Origin of the sequence: Rickettsia endosymbiont of Hedychridium roseum, assembly GCF_964028255.1 — a bacterium.
In the GTDB taxonomy this organism is placed as follows: Bacteria; Pseudomonadota; Alphaproteobacteria; order Rickettsiales; family Rickettsiaceae; genus Rickettsia; species Rickettsia asembonensis.
In genome coordinates this window covers 278,957-299,875 of sequence record NZ_OZ034753.1, presented here as the reverse complement: position 1 = coordinate 299,875, position 20,919 = coordinate 278,957, and the positions used below count along the sequence as shown (strand labels likewise).

Here is a 20,919-nt window from a genome sequence, read left to right as displayed (position 1 = left end):
ACTAATACCCACTTGCAATGACGATTTTCGATTCACCCCCTATCCTCGTGCTTCAGGCTGCGGCGGTTCTTCATTTGTCTTCTCGCCCCCTTCTTTTGGCGTATTTTTCCTATTTTTCTCAGCCTGGTCTAATGTCTTATTGCGTTGTTTTAATCGTGCTTCTGCTCTGCCGGTAATACCTTGTCTTGTTTTATCATCCATTCCTATTGGACTTAATGCTTTTTGTCCTGCATCATGAGACATTCTACCACCAATTTCAGTAGCCGAAGGTCCAGCAGCACTAGTTAATTTTGCTACCATACGCCCTGAAAATTCGACATAACCATACATACCATAAGCAATAATAACTAGAGTTACGATATTTTGCATATTTACTCCCATCATACCCGACATATAATCCATTCCCCAAGGGGCAAACCAATTAATACAGAAGATAGGTACATTCAGCAATGCAATAGGTAAAATAGTACCGATAAACGGAATTTTTATCGGTAAAGCACATTTCCAACAAACGCTATAACCTAAAACAAAATCTAGATAAATGGTAAATAGCTGGGTTAGCACTATAATACCTGCCATCATAACTACCGGTTCTATCATATAGCGGATCGTAAACCTCACCCAATTATCAAATAAATACCTAGTAACATCAAATAATAAGAAACTAATAAATAAAGGGGCTATACCGATTAATATACAAGTTGCCATAAATGCCATAATATAAACGGCAACAGCTCTAAGTGCCGTAATAATTACTATACCAACCGCAATAAAAGTAATTATAAAATATATAATACCGCTAAGCCCCAGAGAAAGAAGTGAAAGTAATTGAGCGATAAAGGTTTGACTAAAAAATATTTTACTCATTACTGCATCTAAAAACATGAAAGGATTAGAAATAGTATTAGTAGAAGTAAACAAACTATATCCACTCATATTAGCAATAATTGCGTCTGAAAAATTGGTAATTGCATCAAAAAGATAGTTATTGAAAAATTCAAAAGTATTACCGTTCATAAGTCCGCTAACTATGCCGATTTTTGCTATTCTAATTACTAGCTCTTTTTGGTTTATCTTAGCAAAACCAAGCAAGAACATTGCTCCGTAAGTCATCACATACAGAATTAAAATTGCTTTAATATAGGTAAAAAAGTTAGTACAGGACGAGCTATCATTAGCTTTATAACATACCATATTTTTAAAAATAGAAGTAGCAGCCCCTTGTACTTTAGTTTTAAATAACTGAAGTAACGGATTCATTACTTTAATAGTAAAACTTCCTACTTTTAAGGATGTTGAGAAATGTACTTTATAGCTACCTTCACTATCTTTATAGTCCCTTAAATTATTATTAGGATCATTTAGAATTTTCATCCATATATAACCCGCCTCATTCGCGTTAAAGTTATATTTACCGTCGCTATTAACGTTAATTCCTTGAGGTGAATAGGTTTTACCGCTAGTATTCGGGTTTTCCGAAGGCTTTACTATTATGTATTGCACTCGCCCACGATCATCAAAAGTATCGTTAAAACTATTACCGTTCTCTCTATAGCATTTAGTCTGTTTAATATTTAAAACGTATCCTCCCGTATTCTTACTAGCATCTTGTGAAGCGGGATACCAAAGCCTATATTGTAAATAGCTTTTTTCAATATTACTGTTAAAAGGTCTATTATATATAACTTTATATAAATATTTACCGTCTTTATCTTTATAGTCAGGCGGTTGTTCTGTCTCTGCAACAAATTCAGCAAATTCTAGCTTAGAAGGCAGAGCTTGACTTACAGAACCCGCATCATTCATTTGATATATTAGTCCGGTTGGTCCTTTGCCTCCTTTACCGTCCGCCGTATACCAAAATCTTCGATTCTTTTGAAAATCTCCGTCCTTACATATTCCTGAAGTACAATTTACACCTCCAATATAATCTTTATCTTTTGGGTTGCGATCGCTAACACTATCAGGACATCGACCATTTGGAGGAATATTAACATTATTAGAACATTGAAGAGCTGAATAGTCGATAAATAATTTACCTATGTCGTCAGACCACGAAAATGTAAAACTCCCATCATCTAGGTAGTTTTCTGGTGCTGGACCAGTTATATTAGCCCAAGCCGGACATTTCTCTTTACATTCTGGTATCTTACCACAATTAGGATTACAGCCGAGTAGTCCCCAGTCGCAACCTATTTGCTCAAACCAGTTAGGACACCTCCATGTGACTTTACAATTCCAATACTTCTCTTTTAACTCGCAAGCATTAACATATTTACCGGAATAAATAGAATATTTTCCACAAATCGGATCGTAAGAAGTTTTGCCTTGGGAACAATCTTTCGTAACCTTATCATCTTTAAAAGCATCTTCAACTGTTGCATCCGTATTGGCAAAATTAGGAGATACGGAAACTAAAACTCTATCATTAGCGTATAATTCGGCAATATTACGCCATTCATTATTTTTTGCATCCATTATTAGAGAGAGAGGCGGATTATTTGCATCGGTAATACGAGGAATCGGAATCATGTTACCTTTATCGTCTAAATTAGATTTACCAGGCCTTGTACTTTCAGTAAATTGTACATTATCCTTTGGTACATAAGCTAAACACAAACTAACCTGACCGACCACTTGTAAATTCACCGGTTGATTGTTCTCTACTAGCACCTGAGTATTTAACCATTCACCGTAACGATTAGGATCAGGAATAAGCTGAGTCGTGCCGTCGGGCAACATCTTAGAAGTGTTTACATAATTAGCATTAGCATTAAGGGTTATAGTACCGGTTATTGAATCTGAACCTCCTTTACCATCCGGAGCATATCTCATGTAGCAGCCGTCACCGACTTTTACTGCTCCTATCATACCAAGTGCTGCAAAAATAAAGCAAACTAACGTTGCTACTATAGCGAGTACTCCTAAAACTTTTAATAAGTTACTCTGCATATTCTATTATTTACCTCCACCCGTCAATAAGGCGTCTTTAGCACTACTACCTCCTTCTGTACCAAGTGCATCATCTCCTTTCTGTCCTTCTTGGCGTTTACCTCCAACATCCGGCTTATCTCCTACCGGCGGCTTACCTTGTGAAGCCATGGCTGCATCCTTAAGGAAAGCTGTTCCTTTCTTTACTAAATCAACGATTTTAGTTGGACTTGCCGTTACTGCATCCATATTAGGACCATTAGTTAAATCAGAAGCAAATCGCCCTATAGATTTAGAGAAGTAATAAAAAATAACCGAAAATACTAATACGCACAAAAGTTCCGCTAAAATAGATACAACATCTCTAACAATTGATTTTATTGGGAAAATTATCAATAAATGCTCTTCCCAACCTTCACCTGCATAATATTCTAACATTTTATATCCAAAGCTTTTCTGACATTCATCTGCCCCGCCGACAGGAAGCCTTAACTCAAAAGTACTAAATCTAATATCACCTTTTTCATAATCATATCTAAGAAATTCGCAATTTTTAAATATTGCAGAATCATACATAGTTATTAATAAAGCTATAAAACCTGCTACTACTGCCGGCTGCAATGCACATGAAATACATACTTTTAACCACCCATCAAAATAAGCTTTTGTACGAGTAAATAGAGCCATAGGAATGAATATAGGAGAAATATATGTCATAACGTAAATAGTAATCATGCAAACTAAATAATGCGTAATAAAATATAAAAGTATAGATAAAAATATTACAGAAAATACTAGACCTGCTGCAAGTATAATAACGTTTCCGGCCATAAAGAATCCAAACATAACGGTAAAAAATCTAAGTGCTCCTGCTTTACTTAAATCTTTCGGTCTGTCTTTTTTGCCGTCAGGATCAAAATTAGGTATAGGTGTATTATTACCACTGGGACCATTGCCGACTGAATTCCCTAAAACTCCATTCTTATCTATATTATAAAGTAAATCCAAGCCAAGATAATAACCTATACGGCAATCAATTGCGTCCCATAAACCGTAAAATTTATAACCATCCTTATACTTTGAATTATCAAATTGACATAATCCTCTAGAACCTGCTGAATTAAAGATCATCTGTGCAAAGTCCGGTGCTGCCCCCGTCAAAAGAGGTAATCCATATTTTAACATACCGTTTTCTTTTGTCGGCTGACCGCCGCTAAAATCTAAAGGTCCAAGACCGATAGAAAAATAAGCAACAAATAAGAACTTTATTACAAAAAGAGCTATTTTTTCAGTACTTGCATATTCTTTATTTAGAGCCATATTAAAGGCAAAAAACATAGTATAAAGAATTAATGCCGCACCTATAATTCTCTTTAAATAACCTTGAAACGTAGAAAAAGCAGCAAGATTAGTTATTCTAGAATTTTGATCTTGAGAGCTACAACCATTTCCGGCAAAAAATATTTTATTAAGCGTTTCGCTCAAACACTGAACTGCAAGACCGGAAAAATTAATTAACGATTGACTATAATTTGCTCCCGTATAGCAACTTTTTCCTATATTACAATTTTCATCATCAGGCGGAGTAGGCGGCGGAGTAGCACTTAAAGATTTACATGCTACCGGCATCGGTCCTCTTGACGTAGGCATAACTAAACATAGATCATTATCCCATTTTTTAACCGTTAAAACGATATTCTTTAATACAGGATTTGCTCCAAGATCAGGATTATTATCAGTACTTAAATCACTAATTTTCTTAGAGTCCCCTTCATTTAAATTATATATGGTGCAAGGGCTACTACTACCTTCTATATTTTTAAAACAAAACGTTATACTAGATGCAGCTGAGTTACAATTACCTCTCGGATCTTTCATATCAATATTACGAATTATATAGCCATATGCCGTGTCCGTTTCTAAATACCCATCTGAAGTAGTCGGTAAACTAGAACATGATTCTCCAAAGCCGGCAAAGCTAGCTAAGCTTACAGACGCTATACAAACTATAATAAATATCTTTAAGGTTTTAAGAGTTTTCATTAGAACTATTATCTTTTTTTTCTGTTACTACGCCGCTTTTTACTAACTCATACCATGTCTTTTCAGCATTTGCACGTCGTTCTGATACTTCTCCTCCTTCTTGTTCTCTTACTCTTCCTCCTCCGCTTGCTACTAGTTCATTCCATGCTGTTTCTACTTTTACACGTTTATCCCAAATCTCTGCATTTTCCCGTATCTGCTTCACTCCTGTCGGGTTTTCATGTTCCTTTAAGTTAAAACTATAATCAATTACTCCTGTACCCCTACTTGTACTGTCAACTTTTTCTTGCGGTGACGTAGTAGTATTATCTTCTTTTCTGTCGTTTTCTATATTTTTATTTTCTTCTACCTTTGCTTTTTCTGACTTATTAAGTTCATCAGCTAATTTATCAAATTTATTAGTTACACTATTATCTCTTTCTCTTATCTCAGTTACTACACCGCTATCGACTAATTCATTCCATTTCTTTTCCGCATTCGTGCGTCGCTCCGATGTTTCTTCACCTTGCTGATCTCTTATTCTTCCTCCGCCGCTTGCTACTAATTCGTTCCATGCTTTCTCTACTTCTGCACGTTTATCCCGAATCTCTGCATTTTCCCGTATTTGCTTTACTCCTGCCGGATTTTCATGTTCCTTTAAGTTAAAACTATAATCAATTACTCCTGTACCTTTACTTGTGCTGTCAACTTTTTCTTGTGGAGCTGCATTATCAACTTTTTCCTGTGGAGGCGGAGTATTATCAATCTCTTTTTTACTTTCTTGATTATTATCTCTTATGATTTTTCCAACACTTTCAGTTTCAATATTACTTTGCGGTGCAGGTGTAGAAATAGAAGTTCTAATACTAGCAGGCGGTGGTGAAACAGCTTCTGGAGGAGCAGGAGGAGGAGTAACAACATCTGATCTTGCTTCACTACTTACTGTTTTTGGGCTAGAAGTTGCTATAGAAGACGAAGCTGTCGGTGTTGTTACCGTAGGTGCCGACGTACCTCCGCTTGCAGCAATATTATCATTTGGTCCTCCGCCTCCGCTCGTAGCAATATTATCACTTACTCCTCCATCTTGACCAGCTTTTAAATCACCAACTCCTCCTCTACTTGCTATCTGATCTACTCCCTTAGTTGCCGTACCCGCAGCAGCAAGGGCTGCCATACCTGCCTTAAATATTGCTTGCGGTTTTATAGCAACATTATTAAGAGCTACTCCTTCCGTCATATCTGCAGCAAATTCAGCTAGCTGACTACTAAAATTATACATCAAATACAATGTAAAACATGCCGTAACTAACGCAAGTAAAATATTTTTAATTTTCTCAAAAAGCACTTTTGGAGACATGAAAAACATTCCGGGTCCCAAAACTACTCCCGATAAAAACTGGAATTTAGCAAGAAATTTATCAGTAGGGGTATCTCCCGGTTTACTATCGACGATTTCACTTACACTATCTTTTGCAAAATTAAATGCCGTGGTAATCGGGTTATTTAACATATAACCTAAACTATTTTGACAGCTTTCTACGGCATCTTTATCAGGATATTGTGATATATCATCCCAATCATTATTAATATAAAATATCAAAACATCACGACTTGAAGTACCGCCGCTCTGTGCAAGATTTTCTATACTATTGTGAATTAACTTGCTCTTATATTGACATTTACCGTAGAAACCATAATCATATACCGAAAACATCGTAATCATAAAAGTAACTACCACCATAGGCTGTAGCAAGAACGAAATCATCAGCTTAACCCAGCTATCAAAATAATTTCGTGTATATGTGAATAAAAACATCGGTACAAAAAGAGGAGCTAAAATACCGAGTATTACTATAGATATCATACACATAATCGTTGCATTAACCATAAAGGCAGCAACCGAAATCACAAGTAACGGATAAGAAAGAGCGAGTGACACCAAAATCATATTACCGGAGATTATCGCCGGAATTAGCAAATAAATATATGGTGGAGCACTAAAACTAAAGAAATCAAAATTTAAAAAATCATGGCTTCGATAAGCATTTTCGACAAGTAACGTAGATAATATATCAAGCCCTAAATAATGAGCTACCCTACAATCTAACGCATCCCATAATGCAATATAAGAAACGGTACCGTCATAAGAAAGATTGTTAAATTTACATAAACCGGACGGAGCAGCATTCATAACCCAACTTGCTAAACCGTTTATACCGTCAAGTAAGAAAGGAAACGCCCACTGAATCATACCGTCTAGTCGGTCATACGGAGAGCCATTACCAGGGGTTATATTAATTCCTATTGAAAAATAAGTTACGAATATCATTTTCAATATAAAATTTATATACTCACTTTTTGGCGGTACTTCACCTGCAAGTAATAGTTTAAAGCCAAAAAACATAACATATAAAGTTAGAAAAGCCGTAACTATTTTATACATTCCTACTTGGAACTGAAATAATGCACTATCTTGCCTTGAAGCCAAATTAACCACTTGTTCTACATTATCAAAACTACAAACATCTTTACTAATTAGTAATCTAGCAATCATTTGCCTCATACATTCTATAAGAGGAGAAGTCATGACTACTGCAGTTTTTGAAGCATTATAAGCTTTTTGATAACATCCGCCGCCTGCTGCACTACAGGAAACTAAAGCTAAAGGATCGGTAGGCGTTTCCTTAGGATCCTGAATAAAATCCTTATCTGCTACATCCATAAAACTATTATACATGGATTTCGGAAACGGCTCTTTCATATATTTACAGCCGACTGGGACGTCTCCTGTAAACCCCTTTGTTGAAACACATATTCTATCTTTATCTTGAATAACTTTCCAATATATTACAGGGAAGCCTACATCAAATGCAAAACCGTCATCACCGGGCTTACCACTATATGGAATATGATATTCCTTTTTTTTATTTTCCCACGCTTTCTTTATATCATCCCAAGGGTCGCCCCCTGTTAAGACAGCTTTAGCAATAGCAAGTGCCGATTCAGCAACAGATTTTGCCCGAGATACAATTAATTTAGCATTATTACATAAAGCAAAGCGTAATTCTGGATTTTTAGGATCAATTCTGTTTTCACGAGTACATTGACCTCCGGGGAAATTTCCAAAATTACTATCGTTAAATAAATCACTGTCGTTTATTTTAAGCTTTAAAAACGTATTCATATATAAAACGGGAGAGACAAGATTCATTACCGCAAAAGTAAAGAACGGAGCAATAATACATGTATGAGAAAATTCAGTACGCAGCAGATCGCCTACGCCTTGGGTTTCGCAAGTTAAGCCACTCAAAATATCTACAATGCTATCAAGAGTATCCTTGGCATGGGTTTTAGTAACTAGCCCTAAATTTAGGGCAAAGCTTAATACTAATGTTATAAGTATACTACGAGGAAATAATTTCATGACTAGTTACTTGCCTCGTATGAGATAGTTTTTAACGTCATTGCGAGAAAAAATTGAAAATTTTGACGAAGCAATCCAGTAAAAAATTCTAATTTACAGAATTTTTTTATTACTTTTTCTGGATTGCCCCGCAGTCTACGACTGCTCGCAATGACGACTCGGTATCCATTAAATCTATAATGTTTTAACTGCTTCATAAAATATAGGTAACCACTTATCCGGATCATTGCCGTATTTCTCTCTAATTTGATCGAGCAATATTACAGTCTCAACTCTGCCGGATAAAACACTAATTATATTATTCATACCGTCTAAGTTAACTTTAGCAACTACGGCATCTATTCCTTGTTTTATTAAAAAATAACGTGTAGTAGGGTCGGTAGTTTTAATTAAAATATATTCTCGCTGACTTAACATAAATGCACTACGATAAATATCCGTAGCTTTCAAATTAGGTAAAAAAATCTGCGTAGCTGTTTGTTGAATCAACGTATCACTAATTCTACTTTTTGCGGCATCTTCAACACTCTGCGTAGCAAATATAACAAAAGTATTTAATTTTCTCAACACTTTTAACCAATCTTTGATTTTAGGTGCAAATACCGGATTATCTATTAAAGCCCATGCTTCATCAAGTACTATCATAGTTTTTTGTCCATCTAAAGAGATATTAATGCGATGGAAAATATATAACAATACCGGTGCAAGGCTTACAGGGTCTTTAAGTAATTCAGTCATATCAAACCCGAATACCCTTGCTTTTTGTAAATCAATATCATCTACTTCATTGTCAAATATCTTAGCATGTGAACCTTTACCAACCCACATTGCAATCCTACTTGCCAAACTATTTGGTGTATCAATACCAAGAAATGCTATAACATTACTAAGCCTTCTGTCTTTTTTCTCTAATCTAAAATTACCGCTTACTGCTTGCGATAAGATTTTATTATCTTGTGCAGTTAAACTTTCACCGTTAGAAGTTACAAGTACACGAAGCCACTCTAAAATAAATGTTCTATTCTCACTAGTATCTTCAAGCTGCAAGGGATTAAAATTACATTTTAATCCCGGATCAATTACCGTATAAACTCCGTTTAAAGCACGTATAAATATTTCTGCTCCTCGATCTTTATCAAAAAAGAACATACGAGGTTTGAATTTTTGTGCTTCCGCACATAAGAAATTCATAAGAACTGTTTTACCGGCACCAGTTGGACCGATAATTAGAGTATGTCCAACATCCCTTACATGGAAATTAAAATAAAACGGCGTACCTGAAGTAGTATCAAGTACTGTGACATATTCTCCCCAATGGTTATCTCTAATTTTACCGAGCGGATAATTATGTTGTGAGGCAAAGCTAGCCATATTAAGAGTATTTATAGTGGATTTACGTACTATATAATCCATATTTCCCGGCAACTGTCCCCAATAGCTAGGTTCCATGTTAACTTTTTCTCTAACCGGCTGAATTCCTGAATTAGAAAGCTCAACTGCTGCCATTGATAATATATCTTCCAAAGCTTTAATATTATTCGCAGAACATAAAAGCGATAAATGATGCTCACCGAAACCGATATCACCGCTAGTGGCCATATCAAGGGCCGTATTAATTTCAGCAATTTGCGAAGTAGCTTTATCACCGGATTGTATCATTCTATTTTGCTGTAATTGCATTTTACCGATCGCTACGGTTCTATTAGCAAAGACAAAGCTTTGAGTCATGACAAATTCAAAAGGCATTTGCAGAAATCCGTCAAAAATTCCTGCTGAAGTATTAGGCCCGTATTCAAGTATACTAATCATTCCGGCATATTTTTTGCCAAGCGGACTTCTTGCTTCAATAGTACGAGAATCAAAAAATAAGCGATGAGTCGGTAAATATTCGTCAATAGTACCACGCGGTAATGCTATAGGACCTGGTGAATCGCCGCAATTGATTAAAGATGAAAGGAATTCTAAAATTTCACAATAACTACCTGACTGCGTTTGACGAACTCCAAGTAATCTTGCTCCGTAACTTCTGAATGTATTAAACACTCTAGTTGACATTTCTTGAAGATTTTCTTTCATCTCTTTCATGTCATTTTCCCAAGCGGTTTTATTAGATTTTTGTCTAAGCTTCTTTAGAAAATACTCAACTATAACAGCACCGCCGGTATCAGGCTTATATAAAATACTAACATATAATTCGTTAAAAAATGACCTAGCACCCGCATGTTTCTTACGCCATTCCGCACCTAAATAAGTAATAAAATCATTAGGGACTTTTACGGTAGGATCATAAGTAAATTCCGTATCGTCAAATATTACTGCTTTACGTCTTCTAATAGTATGGAAATACATAACGATATTTCCCGAAGCCATATTTTTAAGTAAGACATTTCTGACATTCTTTTTAATGTCTAAATCTTCATCATCAGCAGTTTCAAAAGAAAATCCGTTTATTTTAATAACTTGTAATAAAGAATTATCTTTTGTTAAAATAGTATTACTATCCCAATGACATTTATAAGGAATAAAATGCGAAGTTGGTCTTTCTTGTTTAGACCTTAATTCTTTAGCTGCTCTAGTTCTAAATAACTTCATTACCTCACCTGATTTAACTATTTTGATTTATTTTGTCGGTTATACCTTTTTTCTGGATCCACGCCTGTACGAGGATGACATCGAGTAGGTTTAGCATCCACGCGAGAATGACATAAAACTCAAATATTATACGAATTTGCTCCGTAGTAAAATTTATTAGGACATTGGCTAGTTCTTGACATTTTATTTAAATATAGCTCTATGAATCTCGGTTCTTTAAAACATATAATATAAGCTACCAAATGCAAAGCAGCTGCAATGAATAAAATCATAATGCCGTTATTCCAAATAAATACTATCATCGTCATTATCATATTTAATGCAGCAAACTTAATACTTACTCCAAATATCATCGGCGGTCTAGTTAACCCTACAAATAAAAGATCGGATTCTAATGCTCCTGCCATAAAAAACCTCTATTAATTTATATTAATATCAAACATAGTTGACAATATTGAATTCGGTACTTCACTATTCACAAAATGTACGTAACCGTTATTATTTTCAAGTGCATTAACTGCTATCTTAATTAATTCTTCTTCGATGAAATTATTACTATCATCTAACATTGATTTCAATAAGTTGATATCTCGTATTTTTATATTATACGGAAATGTCTCGGATACCTGTAATATCTGATATGGCAATATTAAATGTTCTGCACTTAATGCAGAAGCAATTGTTGCTACCGTTAAGTTAACATTTAATAAATGCGTTTTTTCCTGATCATCATTAGCAAATGGTGCTATCACGGGTATAATATTATTATCTTCAAAATTTAATAAAATTTCCGGATTAATCATAATAGGTTCACTTAAAAAACCAATATTTATAACATCATGATTTACAATTTTTCGGTGAGATAATTTTGACTTTTTTACTTGCAGTAAATTAGCATCCTTACCTGAAATACCAACTGCATAACAACCTATACTACTTAACTTTGTTACTATAAGCTTGTTAACGTAACTAGATAAAATTTCCATAATAATAGGATTATTTAGAGAACTATAGTCGCTTATTTTACTAATTTTCTGACTAAAATTTTCATCTATTTGTGATATTAAAGACGAACTTCGCAAATCAATATGATCATGTACTATATATATTTTAGCACCGCACATCTCAAGCAATCTAACAGATTCAATAAAAGCCGTAAATAATTTATTGTCAATAATAATAGTAGCAGGTAATTTTAGAACTATTGCTTGATTCTTCAGCTCACTACTACACTTTATTATATTCTTAATTATAGCAATGTTATTTAATGAAGAAATACTATCTACCTCTTTACCTTTGAGGTTTGATGCATTTTGCCAAACTAGCTTTAAGTTCTCTTGCACCTTCTTTACTCCTACTACTTACATACATAACATTACATGAGTAGTTTAAAGTTGCAAGAAAATTCTGTGCTTCATCGTTAAGGTTTTTACGATCCGTAACTTTATCGGATTTTGTGAAAATAATTTGAAATTCTCTTTTATTTGCAAGTAATAGCTCTGCTACTTTCTTATCGTTTTCTTTTATACCTCTTCTTGAATCAATCAATAAGTTAACTAACCTTAAATTATAACTATTTCGTAAATAATAACTAATTAACACTTCCCACTGTTCTTTGACTGATATAGGAACATTAGCAAAACCATAACCGGGAAGGTCAACTATAATAAGTTTATCTGCAAGGTTAAAAAAATTGATTTGCCTAGTACGGCCAGGAGTATTAGAAACTTTAGCAAGATTTTTATTATTACATATCGTATTTATTAGGCTTGATTTACCGACATTTGACTTACCGACAAAAGCAATTTCCGGTAATGAAAAATTGGGGATTTGATTTATATTCATAGCACCAGCTACAAATTTAGCTTGATGACGAAAAAGCTTACTGCCGTCAGATGATTTTGTAGATACTATTTTCTGAGTAGTCATAATTTGCTTTCGTATTGGATGTAATTAGGCATTGCTGCGTAGATACAGAGTCATCATTGCAAACTGACTGAATACTTTTTACATGGCTTAAAAAGCCTACTCAATGTCATTCCCGCATAGGCGGGAATCCAGTATAACCATATAAAAACAAGTTTTTATATGGTTATTTTATCAAATATGGTAGCGGGGGCTGGATTTGAACCAACGACCTTCAGGTTATGAGCCTGACGAGCTACCAAGCTGCTCCACCCCGCAATAATTGAGAATTGACGATTTATCTGTGTTATATTGTGATTTAGTCCAATATATGCGAATATTGCTAGTGTCATTCTTGCATAGATACCGAGTAGTCATTGTGAGCATCCGTAGGCTGCGTGGCAATCTCATGAAATAATAATAAATTCCTGAGATTGCGGGCGTACAATTGCTATGCAATTTCCGTAGCTCAGACGACCTTTAGTATCCACAAACAAAGCTTAACTAGCTTCTTTCTTACCACCGAAAGAAAGACCTGAGAATCTTTTATTGAAATCACTAACACTTTTGTTCGATTGATTTACTACATTTCCGGAATCTTTATTCCATGCCGGATGCTTTCTAAAATCAACATCCATTAAAATTTCACCTGTAGGATGAGTAGACATTGTTTCAAAAACATCGCTTCCTACTTTAATCAAAAACTTTTTATATTCTGGATGTATACCGCTTTTCATAATGATTTTGCCGTTTTAGTCTGAATTATTTTTTTCTTAATAGCTCTAGCGTTACTTGATAAAACATTATCATCGGCTTTTAGAATATACGCATCAAAACCGCCGGCTTTTTCCACTGAACTAATACATCTAGCATTAACCGATAATCTATATTCTCCGGCTGTTATATCACTTGTAAACTTAACTGACCTTAAATTAGGCTCAAAACGTCTTCTAGTTTTACGTTGAGAATGTGATACATTGTTGCCGTATAAAACACCCACACCTGTGAGTTCGCACTTACGTGACATAAGCTAAATACCTTAAAACTTATAAAATATACTCCAAGTAAATGAAGACATATACGAAGATCAACTTCAAAAAGAGTAATCGGTTCACAAGTCGAGGAGCGGAGCGTATACTTAATACGTGAGTACCGCAGATCTTGTAGAACGACGTAGCCAATTCTTGAAGTTCTATCTGAGTATATACAATAGATAAAAAATATAAAGTAATCCTACCCTAGTGTCAAGAGATAATTACGGTCCGTTTAGTGAAGAAATAAAGATAGGTACGATGTATTTATATGTGAAATAGGCACAGGCCAAGCCTAACATAGTACCGATAACGATTATACGGAATTTTGCAGGACTAAAAATTAAAATAACTATTCCAAGAATAATTACTATTTTTATTATATCATCTGTCGTATAAGAGTTAGAGTTTATAGCATAAACATTTAGGTTTATACCTAGAAATATTATTATACATAATAAGTTCTTAAACATTTTATACCTCTATAGGACCGGTAGTTAATCCATTTATAAATTGTTTTAAATAAGGATTATCACTATTACGCATTTCATCTTTACTACCGTACCATTTAATTTTTCCTTGATAAATCATAGCTACTTCTTTAGCTATTTTTTCGGCACTAATCATATCATGAGTTATAGTAATCGTAGTTGCCCCTAACTCTTCTTGGATTTTTATAATTAATTCGTTGATAACATTTGCCATTATAGGATCAAGCCCTGTGGTCGGTTCATCAAGAAATAAAATCGACGGTGTACTACAAATAGCCCTAGCAAGGGCTACTCTTTTTTGCATTCCTCCGGATAATTCGGAAGGGTAAAGATCAAGTATTCTAGGGGACAAACCGACGGAATTAAGCTTTGCACCGGCAAGGTCGTTTTTTTCTTTCTTAGATAATTTTCTAGTCTCGAAAGTAATATTATCACGTATATTTAAGGAGTCAAATAATGCTCCGCCTTGAAATAAAAAGCCTATACCGTCCATAATCTCAAATTTTTGTTTACTTGAGATATCTTGGATTTCTACATTATCAATAAAAATTTTACCTTTATCAGGTTTAATCAGTCCTACTATATTTTTAATTAGAACCGATTTGCCACTACCGGAACCGCCTAAAATAACTAATGAACTGCCCTTTTTTACATCTAAATCTATTCCGTCTAACACCTTATGATTAGCAAATGATTTATATAATGACCGAATTTTAATTTTAAATTGTCCCTTTGTACTCATATTTATACTTTAAAAAATAATTCGGTTATTAAATAATTGCTGATTAAGATAAGGATAGAAGAATTTACTACTGCCGAGGTAGTAGCTCTTCCCACTCCCTTAGCCCCTTTACCTGAATAATAGCCGCTATAGCAACTTATTATAGAAATAATAAACCCAAAAACTCCCGCTTTAACAAGACCGGAAATTACGTCAATCGGTTCTAAATACTGAAAAGTACTGGTTAAATAAGCCGTGCTATTAAAATCAAGTTTATATACCCCTACCAAATAACCGCCCATAACACCAATTATATCGCCGATTAAAACAAGACAAGGCATTGTAATAATAGCGGCTATTACTCTTGGAAAAACTAAATATTTAATAGGATCGGTAGATAAAGTATATAAAGCATCTACCTGCTCCGTTACTCTCATCGTAGCTATTTCGGCGGCGATTGATGCCCCGACTCTTCCCGCTACCATTAGTCCGGCTAAGACAGGTCCAAGCTCTCTAGTCAGCGATAATACTACTACCGTTGCAATGGAACTTTCAGCCGAGAAACGAGAAAAGCCTGTATAGCTCTGTAATGCAAGTACCGCACCTGAGAAAAAAGTCGTCATCGCAACAACCGGAAGCGAGTGAAACCCGATAAATAATAATTGTCTGATGATTAAACTCAAATATAAAGGCGGTCTTATGATACTGCTAACGGCAGCAAAGCTAAATAGAGAAAAACTACCTACACTTTGTGCAAACTTTATAGTACGTTTACCGACCGAATTAGCTATATTTAATAACATTTGTGTATATTTTTTTGTTTTATAATTATTATCTAAATCGTCATGAACAGGCATTGCTGCGTGGACCGGTAAAACCCACTGTGTCATCCCGTGGTCAAGCCACGGGATGACAGAGGTAAAATTGATCCATGCGGGCAATGCCTTGCAACAACCGTAGGCTGCGTGGCAATCTCGTGAAGTAATACTCCTGAGATTGCGGACGTACAAAACTTACAGTTTTTCCTCGCAATGACGATTACTTATAAATTCTTTTATACCTGCTACCGAGACTAGTCAATACCTCATACCCTATAGTACCTATAATACTCGCTATTTTATCGGGCGTGCAATAATTTCCGATAATTTCCGCTTCCTGCCCTAGAAAAATATCAAGCGGTGGTAGATCGGTAACATCGATATTTATCAAATCCATCGATATTCGCCCTACTATAGGAACGCTGCGACCATTAATAAATACTTCTCCTTGATTGCTAAAATTACGACTAAACCCATCGGCATAACCAAGCGGTAACGTTGCAATAACACTATCACGCTTAGTTGTAAAAGTCATATTATAACCGATATGGCTATCTAGTGTCAAATTCTGTAAATGAATTATAGGAGCTTTTAAGGTTACGGGATTTTTCATTACAGGATTAAGCCCATATAAAGCAGCACCTGGTCTTGCTAAATCAAAATGATAGTCCTGTCCTAAAAATATGCCGCCGGAATTAGCAAGACTTGCTTTAACGTTTGGGAAATATTGTAAATAAGCTTTAAATCTGTTTAATTGCTCTAGATTATAAGGATTATCTATTTCCTCGGATATAGCTAGATGGCTTATAATATATTGTAAATCTAACCCTTTTAATAAATCACGATCATTAATTAGCTGTTCTATTTCATTATGAGTTAATCCAAGGCGATTAATCCCCGTATTGAAATGTAAATAACAAGGCAATAATCGGTTTTTCAAATTACTAAATTTTTGCCAAATTTCTATTTGTTTTAAGTTATTTAGAACAGGGGTTAAATTATATTCTATAAGCTCTAAAGCATCATGTTCAAAAACGCCGTTAAGAACTAAAATATTAACATCATTATCTAGTGCTTTGGGCGTTGTTGCATGACTCACTTCCTTCTCTGTCATCCCGCGACTTGATCGCGGGATCCAGTCTTTTTTAATTTTTTTCTGGATACCGTGGTCAAGCCACGGTATGACACCGAGCGGGTTTTTTGAGCCATGCCACGAAGCTAGAGCTTTACGTAAATTCACTCCTTCTTCACTTGAGGCCACAAAAAAATGCCTACAATTTTCTTCTATTAAAGCTTTAGAAATTTGCACTGCTCCAAGACCGTAACCGTTAGCTTTAACGGCAGCACCGACTAATGAGGTTTTGCAAATATCTTGTAATAAAAGATAATTATTTTTTATTGCAGATAGATTTATTTCTAGAGTACACAAGCTCATAGTATATTTCTTAACTCTTTTACGATAATTGGCATTACCGGTATTATATGAAATTTTGGAGGTAAGTCACCTACTTCTATAGTATCGGTAACAAAAATATTATCTATTACCGAATTTTCAATTTTATCTTTAGAACCGGCAGCAAGCACAGCATGAGTTATAAAAGCACTAACCGATAAAGCCGAATGTTCTTTTAAAAATCTTGCTGCTTTTACAATTGTTTCGCCTCTATCTATAATATCATCAATTAATATGCAATTTTTGCCCTCTACACTAACCTATTATTGATATCATCTCGCAATTATTATTTATATCCCTTTCTTTGTTTATATAAGCTGAATCTATATTTAATAAATTACTAATTTTTTGAACTCGATTGATACTTCCTTTATCAGGTGCAACTATAACGAAATTGCTATAAGTTCTTAAAAACGGGATATATAAATTTATAGGTTCAAGATTAGAAATAGGAATATTAAAAAATTTCTCTATTTTATCGGAATGTAAATCAATAGTAATTACATGGTTTACTCCGAGCTTCTCTAAAAAATCTGCTATTAACTTAGCAGGAATTATATTTTGAGAATTTATATTATCTTGCCTTGCATAACCGAAATAAGGCATTACTAAAATTATTCGATTTGCTACTGCTTTTTTTGCTGCATCTACTAGCAAGAACAGCTCAATTAAGCGATCATTAACGGGCTTTGATGTGGATTGTACTATGATTACATCTTCATTATGAAACGATTCTTGAATTTCTACTTTTATTTCGGAATCATTGAAATAGGTAATTCTCGGCTCAATATATCTAATATTTAATGCTATAGCTAAACGAGATGCAAGTAACTTACTACTACTGCCTGCTAGGATTTTCATGTGAGTGATTTATGTTGTTTGACGCTATTAGCAAACGGACTTTGTTGCGTGGATATCGATGTCATTCCTGCGGAAGCGGGAATCCCCAGTAAAACCGACAAAAAACTTGTTTTTTTAGGTTTATTTTGTCAATATTAAGACTATTTTTTCTGGATTCCTGCTTTCGCAGGAATGACATCGGGTCATTAAGAACGACTTTCTAATTTTTGTATTAGTGCCTCAAAGCCTTGATTTTTTAAAGTATCGGTAAACTCGTCTTGTTGAGCCCCAATAAGACTTACACCTTCCGTAATTATATCAGAAACTTTAAAAACATCTTTTCCGTTCCCTTTCATTTCACGTACAAGATATTCTACTTTAATAGGGTCTTGCTCTTTATTACTAACGATATTCATAGCAACCATAAAATCGGTCGAGCTTAAAGGACGAACTCCTACTATTTTAGGCTGTTCACCTTTATAATCTTTTATTAAATCAGTATAAGATTTAGTAACATATTTAGAGTAAACTTTGATGAATTCCTGAACCTGCCCACCTGATAAAGTTTTTATCCCATTTCTGCCTAATGTATATTTAGCCATCCAATCAAAATCTAGGTTCTGAGACATTAACTCACGTGCTTTAGCAATTTTTACTCGCTCAGATAGCTTACTATCATTTAATATACTAGAAGCTTCATTTACTAAATTAGTAACATAATCATTCAAACCAGCAGGCACTTTCTCGCTAGAATAAGCGGAAAACGTCATAACTAATAAAAATAAGCCTGTAATAATTTTTTGCATATAATCCTCGTTAATTTAATTAATTCTTGGGTTTAGGACATTTAAAATTTTCAGGATATTGAACCGATGCTTCACGAGCACGATGTAATGCTGATCTAATAGCCACATAAGGATCGGTAGAATTCTTCATCACATAATCACTAAACGGTAATACAACATATCGATCGTTTATTTTACTAACTGCTAGTACTCCTAAGTCAAAATCATTATGAGTGTAGTACATTAATGGATTAAGAGCATAATTAGTAATTACCGAATCCGTCATATCTCTTGCGTTAGTACTACCGATTATCGGCAATACTAAATAAGAACCTGGGGCAACTCCATAATGTGCGAGGGTACTGCCGAAAGTTTGACGTTCAGACGGCAAACCTACTTTACCTGCTACGTCAAATAAACCTCCTATGCCAAGCGTCGTGTTAATGAGAAACCGCCAAACGCTTTTCATAGTTTTATCGTAATTTAACTGAATCCCGTAATTTACCGCCGTAAGCGGTGTATCAACATTACTGACGAAACTATTAACACGTGCTTTTACGTAATCATTCGTGATATTCTTATAACCTATTGCTAAAGGACGCAATATTATATAATCTAGTACAGAATTAAATGCAAACACTTTACGGTTAAATTTTTCGTATGGATCGTAAACTTCCAAGCAACCGTTTTCATTTCTTCCACCATTATAGTTATATATGTCATTATCAACATATTCAAGATCAGCTCTTGCGAATAATGAGCATAGTATAATAGATAGTATAATTAAAATTCTCATTGATTTATGTTATTTCTTACAAACAATAATACTATATTTATTGTTTTCCGCTAGTATTATTTCTTCCGAATTTAATATAGTAAAATTATTTTTTTGTAAAATATTATTTATTTCATTCAAGTTAAAAATAAATTCTTTGCGTTTTACTGAAAATTGTGTCTTTGCCGTGTTCGGTAAACAAAGGGCAAAATACCCTTGTTCACTAAGAGATGAGTATATTAAATTAAAATATTCTATTAAATTGTTAGTAAACGATAATCCGCAAAAACTAAAAATAATATTAAATTTATTAGAGTTTTGTTTTAAAAATTCATCGATAGCAATATTATATATTTGATCGTAAATTTTAGTGTTCGGGTAATATGTTTCTTGTAAATCATTCATTAAAGTAGAAATTTCTACACCGGTTAAAGTAAAACTTTCCGGAAAACGTTTTTGTATTTCATAACCTACCAGCCCTATATTACTTCCAAGTTCCAAAATAGAATAATTATCCGGTAAATCAGATATCTGCTTGAGTGTATCATTAACAAACCTATACGGGAGATGGATATTTTTATCGTTATTAAAAATAGTAGGATAATATTGTGCAGTTAAATCACGATATTTTCCCCAAATTTCCCCCGGTATTTCAGTAATATCCTTATAATTTTTCAAAAAATTTATAAATATAGCTTTATATTTTTCATTAGATTTTTCTAAATATTCTATAGCTTGTCTGTAATTATTTTTTAAAAAATAAACCCATCCGAGTTGATAATATACTTTAGAATCATTAGGATTAAAAAATTTATCGACTAGTTTAAACCTAAGCAATGCATCATTTAAATTACCTCTATATAAATGATCAAGTCCAAGCTGATAATTAGTTTCGGCTAAATGAGAGAATTTATATTTACAATCACTTATATAATTTTTAAATTCTAAAATTTTATTCTTAATAAAATTCGGTATATTTATTATAGTTAAGCAATAATGTTTGATTTTGTCTTTTATTTTACCGAGCATAGTTTAATTACTAAATTAATATTACTTACTATAATAAAGCATATCTTGATAAATTTTTAAATAAAATAATAATTTTACTTGTAAATTAATGGAATTGAAGCT

Annotated in this window: 18 protein-coding genes and 1 tRNA gene; all 19 read right to left on the bottom strand. The window is 34.0% G+C overall.

The genetic code is table 11. The features are described from left to right. Positions 1 to 39: 39 nt before the first annotated feature. The gene (locus AC5587_RS01735) at positions 40 to 2,952 is read right to left on the bottom strand and encodes a TrbL/VirB6 family protein (protein WP_499162655.1); all 2,913 of its coding nucleotides are present in this window, start codon (positions 2,950 to 2,952) and stop codon (positions 40 to 42) included. A gap of 6 nt (positions 2,953 to 2,958) precedes the next feature. Further along, positions 2,959 to 4,974, bottom strand: a complete 2,016-nt coding sequence (locus AC5587_RS01730) for a TrbL/VirB6 family protein (protein ID WP_499162654.1) — start codon at positions 4,972 to 4,974, stop codon at positions 2,959 to 2,961. Beyond that, positions 4,961 to 8,377: a TrbL/VirB6 family protein gene (locus AC5587_RS01725; RefSeq protein ID WP_499162653.1), complete on the bottom strand. Its 3,417-nt coding sequence runs from the start codon at positions 8,375 to 8,377 to the stop codon at positions 4,961 to 4,963. The genes AC5587_RS01730 and AC5587_RS01725 overlap by 14 nt, the downstream gene beginning before the upstream one ends. A gap of 174 nt (positions 8,378 to 8,551) precedes the next feature. After that, positions 8,552 to 10,969 carry a VirB4 family type IV secretion/conjugal transfer ATPase gene (locus tag AC5587_RS01720; RefSeq protein WP_499162652.1) on the bottom strand — a complete coding sequence of 806 codons (2,418 nt, stop codon included), beginning with the start codon at positions 10,967 to 10,969 and terminating at the stop codon, positions 8,552 to 8,554. A 119-nt stretch (positions 10,970 to 11,088) separates the two neighbouring features. After that, complete coding sequence (locus AC5587_RS01715) at positions 11,089 to 11,376, bottom strand: type IV secretion system protein VirB3 (protein ID WP_499162651.1); 288 nt, start codon at positions 11,374 to 11,376, stop codon at positions 11,089 to 11,091. Positions 11,377 to 11,388: 12 nt separating this feature from the next. Continuing rightward, on the bottom strand, positions 11,389 to 12,312 hold the full coding sequence (locus AC5587_RS01710; RefSeq protein WP_499162650.1) for an amino acid kinase family protein: 924 nt from the start codon (positions 12,310 to 12,312) through the stop codon (positions 11,389 to 11,391). Continuing rightward, entirely contained in the window at positions 12,260 to 12,898 is a 639-nt protein-coding gene (yihA, locus tag AC5587_RS01705; RefSeq protein ID WP_499162649.1) for a ribosome biogenesis GTP-binding protein YihA/YsxC, read from the bottom strand. Before yihA ends, AC5587_RS01710 begins: the two co-directional genes overlap by 53 nt. 178 nt (positions 12,899 to 13,076) lie before the next feature. Then, positions 13,077 to 13,153, bottom strand: a tRNA-Met gene (locus tag AC5587_RS01700). 221 nt (positions 13,154 to 13,374) lie between these two features. Then, the gene (gene rpmE / locus AC5587_RS01695) at positions 13,375 to 13,611 is read right to left on the bottom strand and encodes a 50S ribosomal protein L31 (RefSeq protein WP_014412015.1); all 237 of its coding nucleotides are present in this window, start codon (positions 13,609 to 13,611) and stop codon (positions 13,375 to 13,377) included. Further along, positions 13,608 to 13,901 carry a 50S ribosomal protein L28 gene (gene rpmB / locus AC5587_RS01690; RefSeq protein ID WP_004996729.1) on the bottom strand — a complete coding sequence of 98 codons (294 nt, stop codon included), beginning with the start codon at positions 13,899 to 13,901 and terminating at the stop codon, positions 13,608 to 13,610. The genes rpmE and rpmB overlap by 4 nt, the downstream gene beginning before the upstream one ends. Positions 13,902 to 14,129: 228 nt before the next feature. After that, positions 14,130 to 14,378: a DUF5510 family protein gene (locus AC5587_RS01685; protein WP_499162648.1), complete on the bottom strand. Its 249-nt coding sequence runs from the start codon at positions 14,376 to 14,378 to the stop codon at positions 14,130 to 14,132. 1 nt (position 14,379) lies between these two features. Beyond that, positions 14,380 to 15,138, bottom strand: a complete 759-nt coding sequence (locus AC5587_RS01680; protein ID WP_499162647.1) for an ABC transporter ATP-binding protein — start codon at positions 15,136 to 15,138, stop codon at positions 14,380 to 14,382. 2 nt (positions 15,139 to 15,140) lie between these two features. Continuing rightward, positions 15,141 to 15,920: an MlaE family ABC transporter permease gene (locus AC5587_RS01675; protein ID WP_410527189.1), complete on the bottom strand. Its 780-nt coding sequence runs from the start codon at positions 15,918 to 15,920 to the stop codon at positions 15,141 to 15,143. A 235-nt stretch (positions 15,921 to 16,155) separates the two neighbouring features. After that, positions 16,156 to 17,370, bottom strand: coding sequence for an alanine racemase (locus AC5587_RS01670; protein ID WP_499162646.1), 1,215 nt, complete (start codon positions 17,368 to 17,370; stop codon positions 16,156 to 16,158). Further along, positions 17,367 to 17,588: a hypothetical protein gene (locus AC5587_RS01665; RefSeq protein WP_499162972.1), complete on the bottom strand. Its 222-nt coding sequence runs from the start codon at positions 17,586 to 17,588 to the stop codon at positions 17,367 to 17,369. Before AC5587_RS01665 ends, AC5587_RS01670 begins: the two co-directional genes overlap by 4 nt. A 55-nt stretch (positions 17,589 to 17,643) precedes the next feature. Further along, the gene (locus AC5587_RS01660; protein WP_499162645.1) at positions 17,644 to 18,249 is read right to left on the bottom strand and encodes a ribose-phosphate diphosphokinase; all 606 of its coding nucleotides are present in this window, start codon (positions 18,247 to 18,249) and stop codon (positions 17,644 to 17,646) included. A 185-nt stretch (positions 18,250 to 18,434) separates the two neighbouring features. Continuing rightward, positions 18,435 to 19,034 carry an MlaC/ttg2D family ABC transporter substrate-binding protein gene (locus AC5587_RS01655; RefSeq protein WP_011270432.1) on the bottom strand — a complete coding sequence of 200 codons (600 nt, stop codon included), beginning with the start codon at positions 19,032 to 19,034 and terminating at the stop codon, positions 18,435 to 18,437. A gap of 19 nt (positions 19,035 to 19,053) precedes the next feature. Beyond that, a complete protein-coding gene (locus tag AC5587_RS01650; RefSeq protein ID WP_499162644.1) occupies positions 19,054 to 19,809 on the bottom strand; it encodes an MlaA family lipoprotein in 756 nt (251 codons plus the stop codon). Between the two features lie 9 nt (positions 19,810 to 19,818). Next, entirely contained in the window at positions 19,819 to 20,817 is a 999-nt protein-coding gene (locus tag AC5587_RS01645; RefSeq protein ID WP_499162643.1) for a methyltransferase domain-containing protein, read from the bottom strand. Positions 20,818 to 20,919: the final 102 nt, after the last annotated feature.

Excerpts from the sequence above, each read along its gene's own strand:
- AC5587_RS01735 (WP_499162655.1), bottom strand. The coding sequence starts at position 2,952 with ATGCAGAGTAACTTATTAAAAGTTTTAGGAGTACTCGCTATAGTAGCA.
- AC5587_RS01730 (WP_499162654.1), bottom strand. The coding sequence starts at position 4,974 with ATGAAAACTCTTAAAACCTTAAAGATATTTATTATAGTTTGTATAGCG.
- AC5587_RS01725 (WP_499162653.1), bottom strand. The coding sequence starts at position 8,377 with ATGAAATTATTTCCTCGTAGTATACTTATAACATTAGTATTAAGCTTT.
- AC5587_RS01720 (WP_499162652.1), bottom strand. The coding sequence starts at position 10,969 with ATGAAGTTATTTAGAACTAGAGCAGCTAAAGAATTAAGGTCTAAACAA.
- AC5587_RS01715 (WP_499162651.1), bottom strand. The coding sequence starts at position 11,376 with ATGGCAGGAGCATTAGAATCCGATCTTTTATTTGTAGGGTTAACTAGA.
- yihA (WP_499162649.1), bottom strand. The coding sequence starts at position 12,898 with ATGACTACTCAGAAAATAGTATCTACAAAATCATCTGACGGCAGTAAG.
- rpmE (WP_014412015.1), bottom strand. The coding sequence starts at position 13,611 with ATGAAAAGCGGTATACATCCAGAATATAAAAAGTTTTTGATTAAAGTA.
- rpmB (WP_004996729.1), bottom strand. The coding sequence starts at position 13,901 with ATGTCACGTAAGTGCGAACTCACAGGTGTGGGTGTTTTATACGGCAAC.
- AC5587_RS01685 (WP_499162648.1), bottom strand. The coding sequence starts at position 14,378 with ATGTTTAAGAACTTATTATGTATAATAATATTTCTAGGTATAAACCTA.
- AC5587_RS01680 (WP_499162647.1), bottom strand. The coding sequence starts at position 15,138 with ATGAGTACAAAGGGACAATTTAAAATTAAAATTCGGTCATTATATAAA.
- AC5587_RS01675 (WP_410527189.1), bottom strand. The coding sequence starts at position 15,920 with ATGTTATTAAATATAGCTAATTCGGTCGGTAAACGTACTATAAAGTTT.
- AC5587_RS01670 (WP_499162646.1), bottom strand. The coding sequence starts at position 17,370 with ATGAGCTTGTGTACTCTAGAAATAAATCTATCTGCAATAAAAAATAAT.
- AC5587_RS01660 (WP_499162645.1), bottom strand. The coding sequence starts at position 18,249 with ATGAAAATCCTAGCAGGCAGTAGTAGTAAGTTACTTGCATCTCGTTTA.
- AC5587_RS01655 (WP_011270432.1), bottom strand. The coding sequence starts at position 19,034 with ATGCAAAAAATTATTACAGGCTTATTTTTATTAGTTATGACGTTTTCC.
- AC5587_RS01650 (WP_499162644.1), bottom strand. The coding sequence starts at position 19,809 with ATGAGAATTTTAATTATACTATCTATTATACTATGCTCATTATTCGCA.
- AC5587_RS01645 (WP_499162643.1), bottom strand. The coding sequence starts at position 20,817 with ATGCTCGGTAAAATAAAAGACAAAATCAAACATTATTGCTTAACTATA.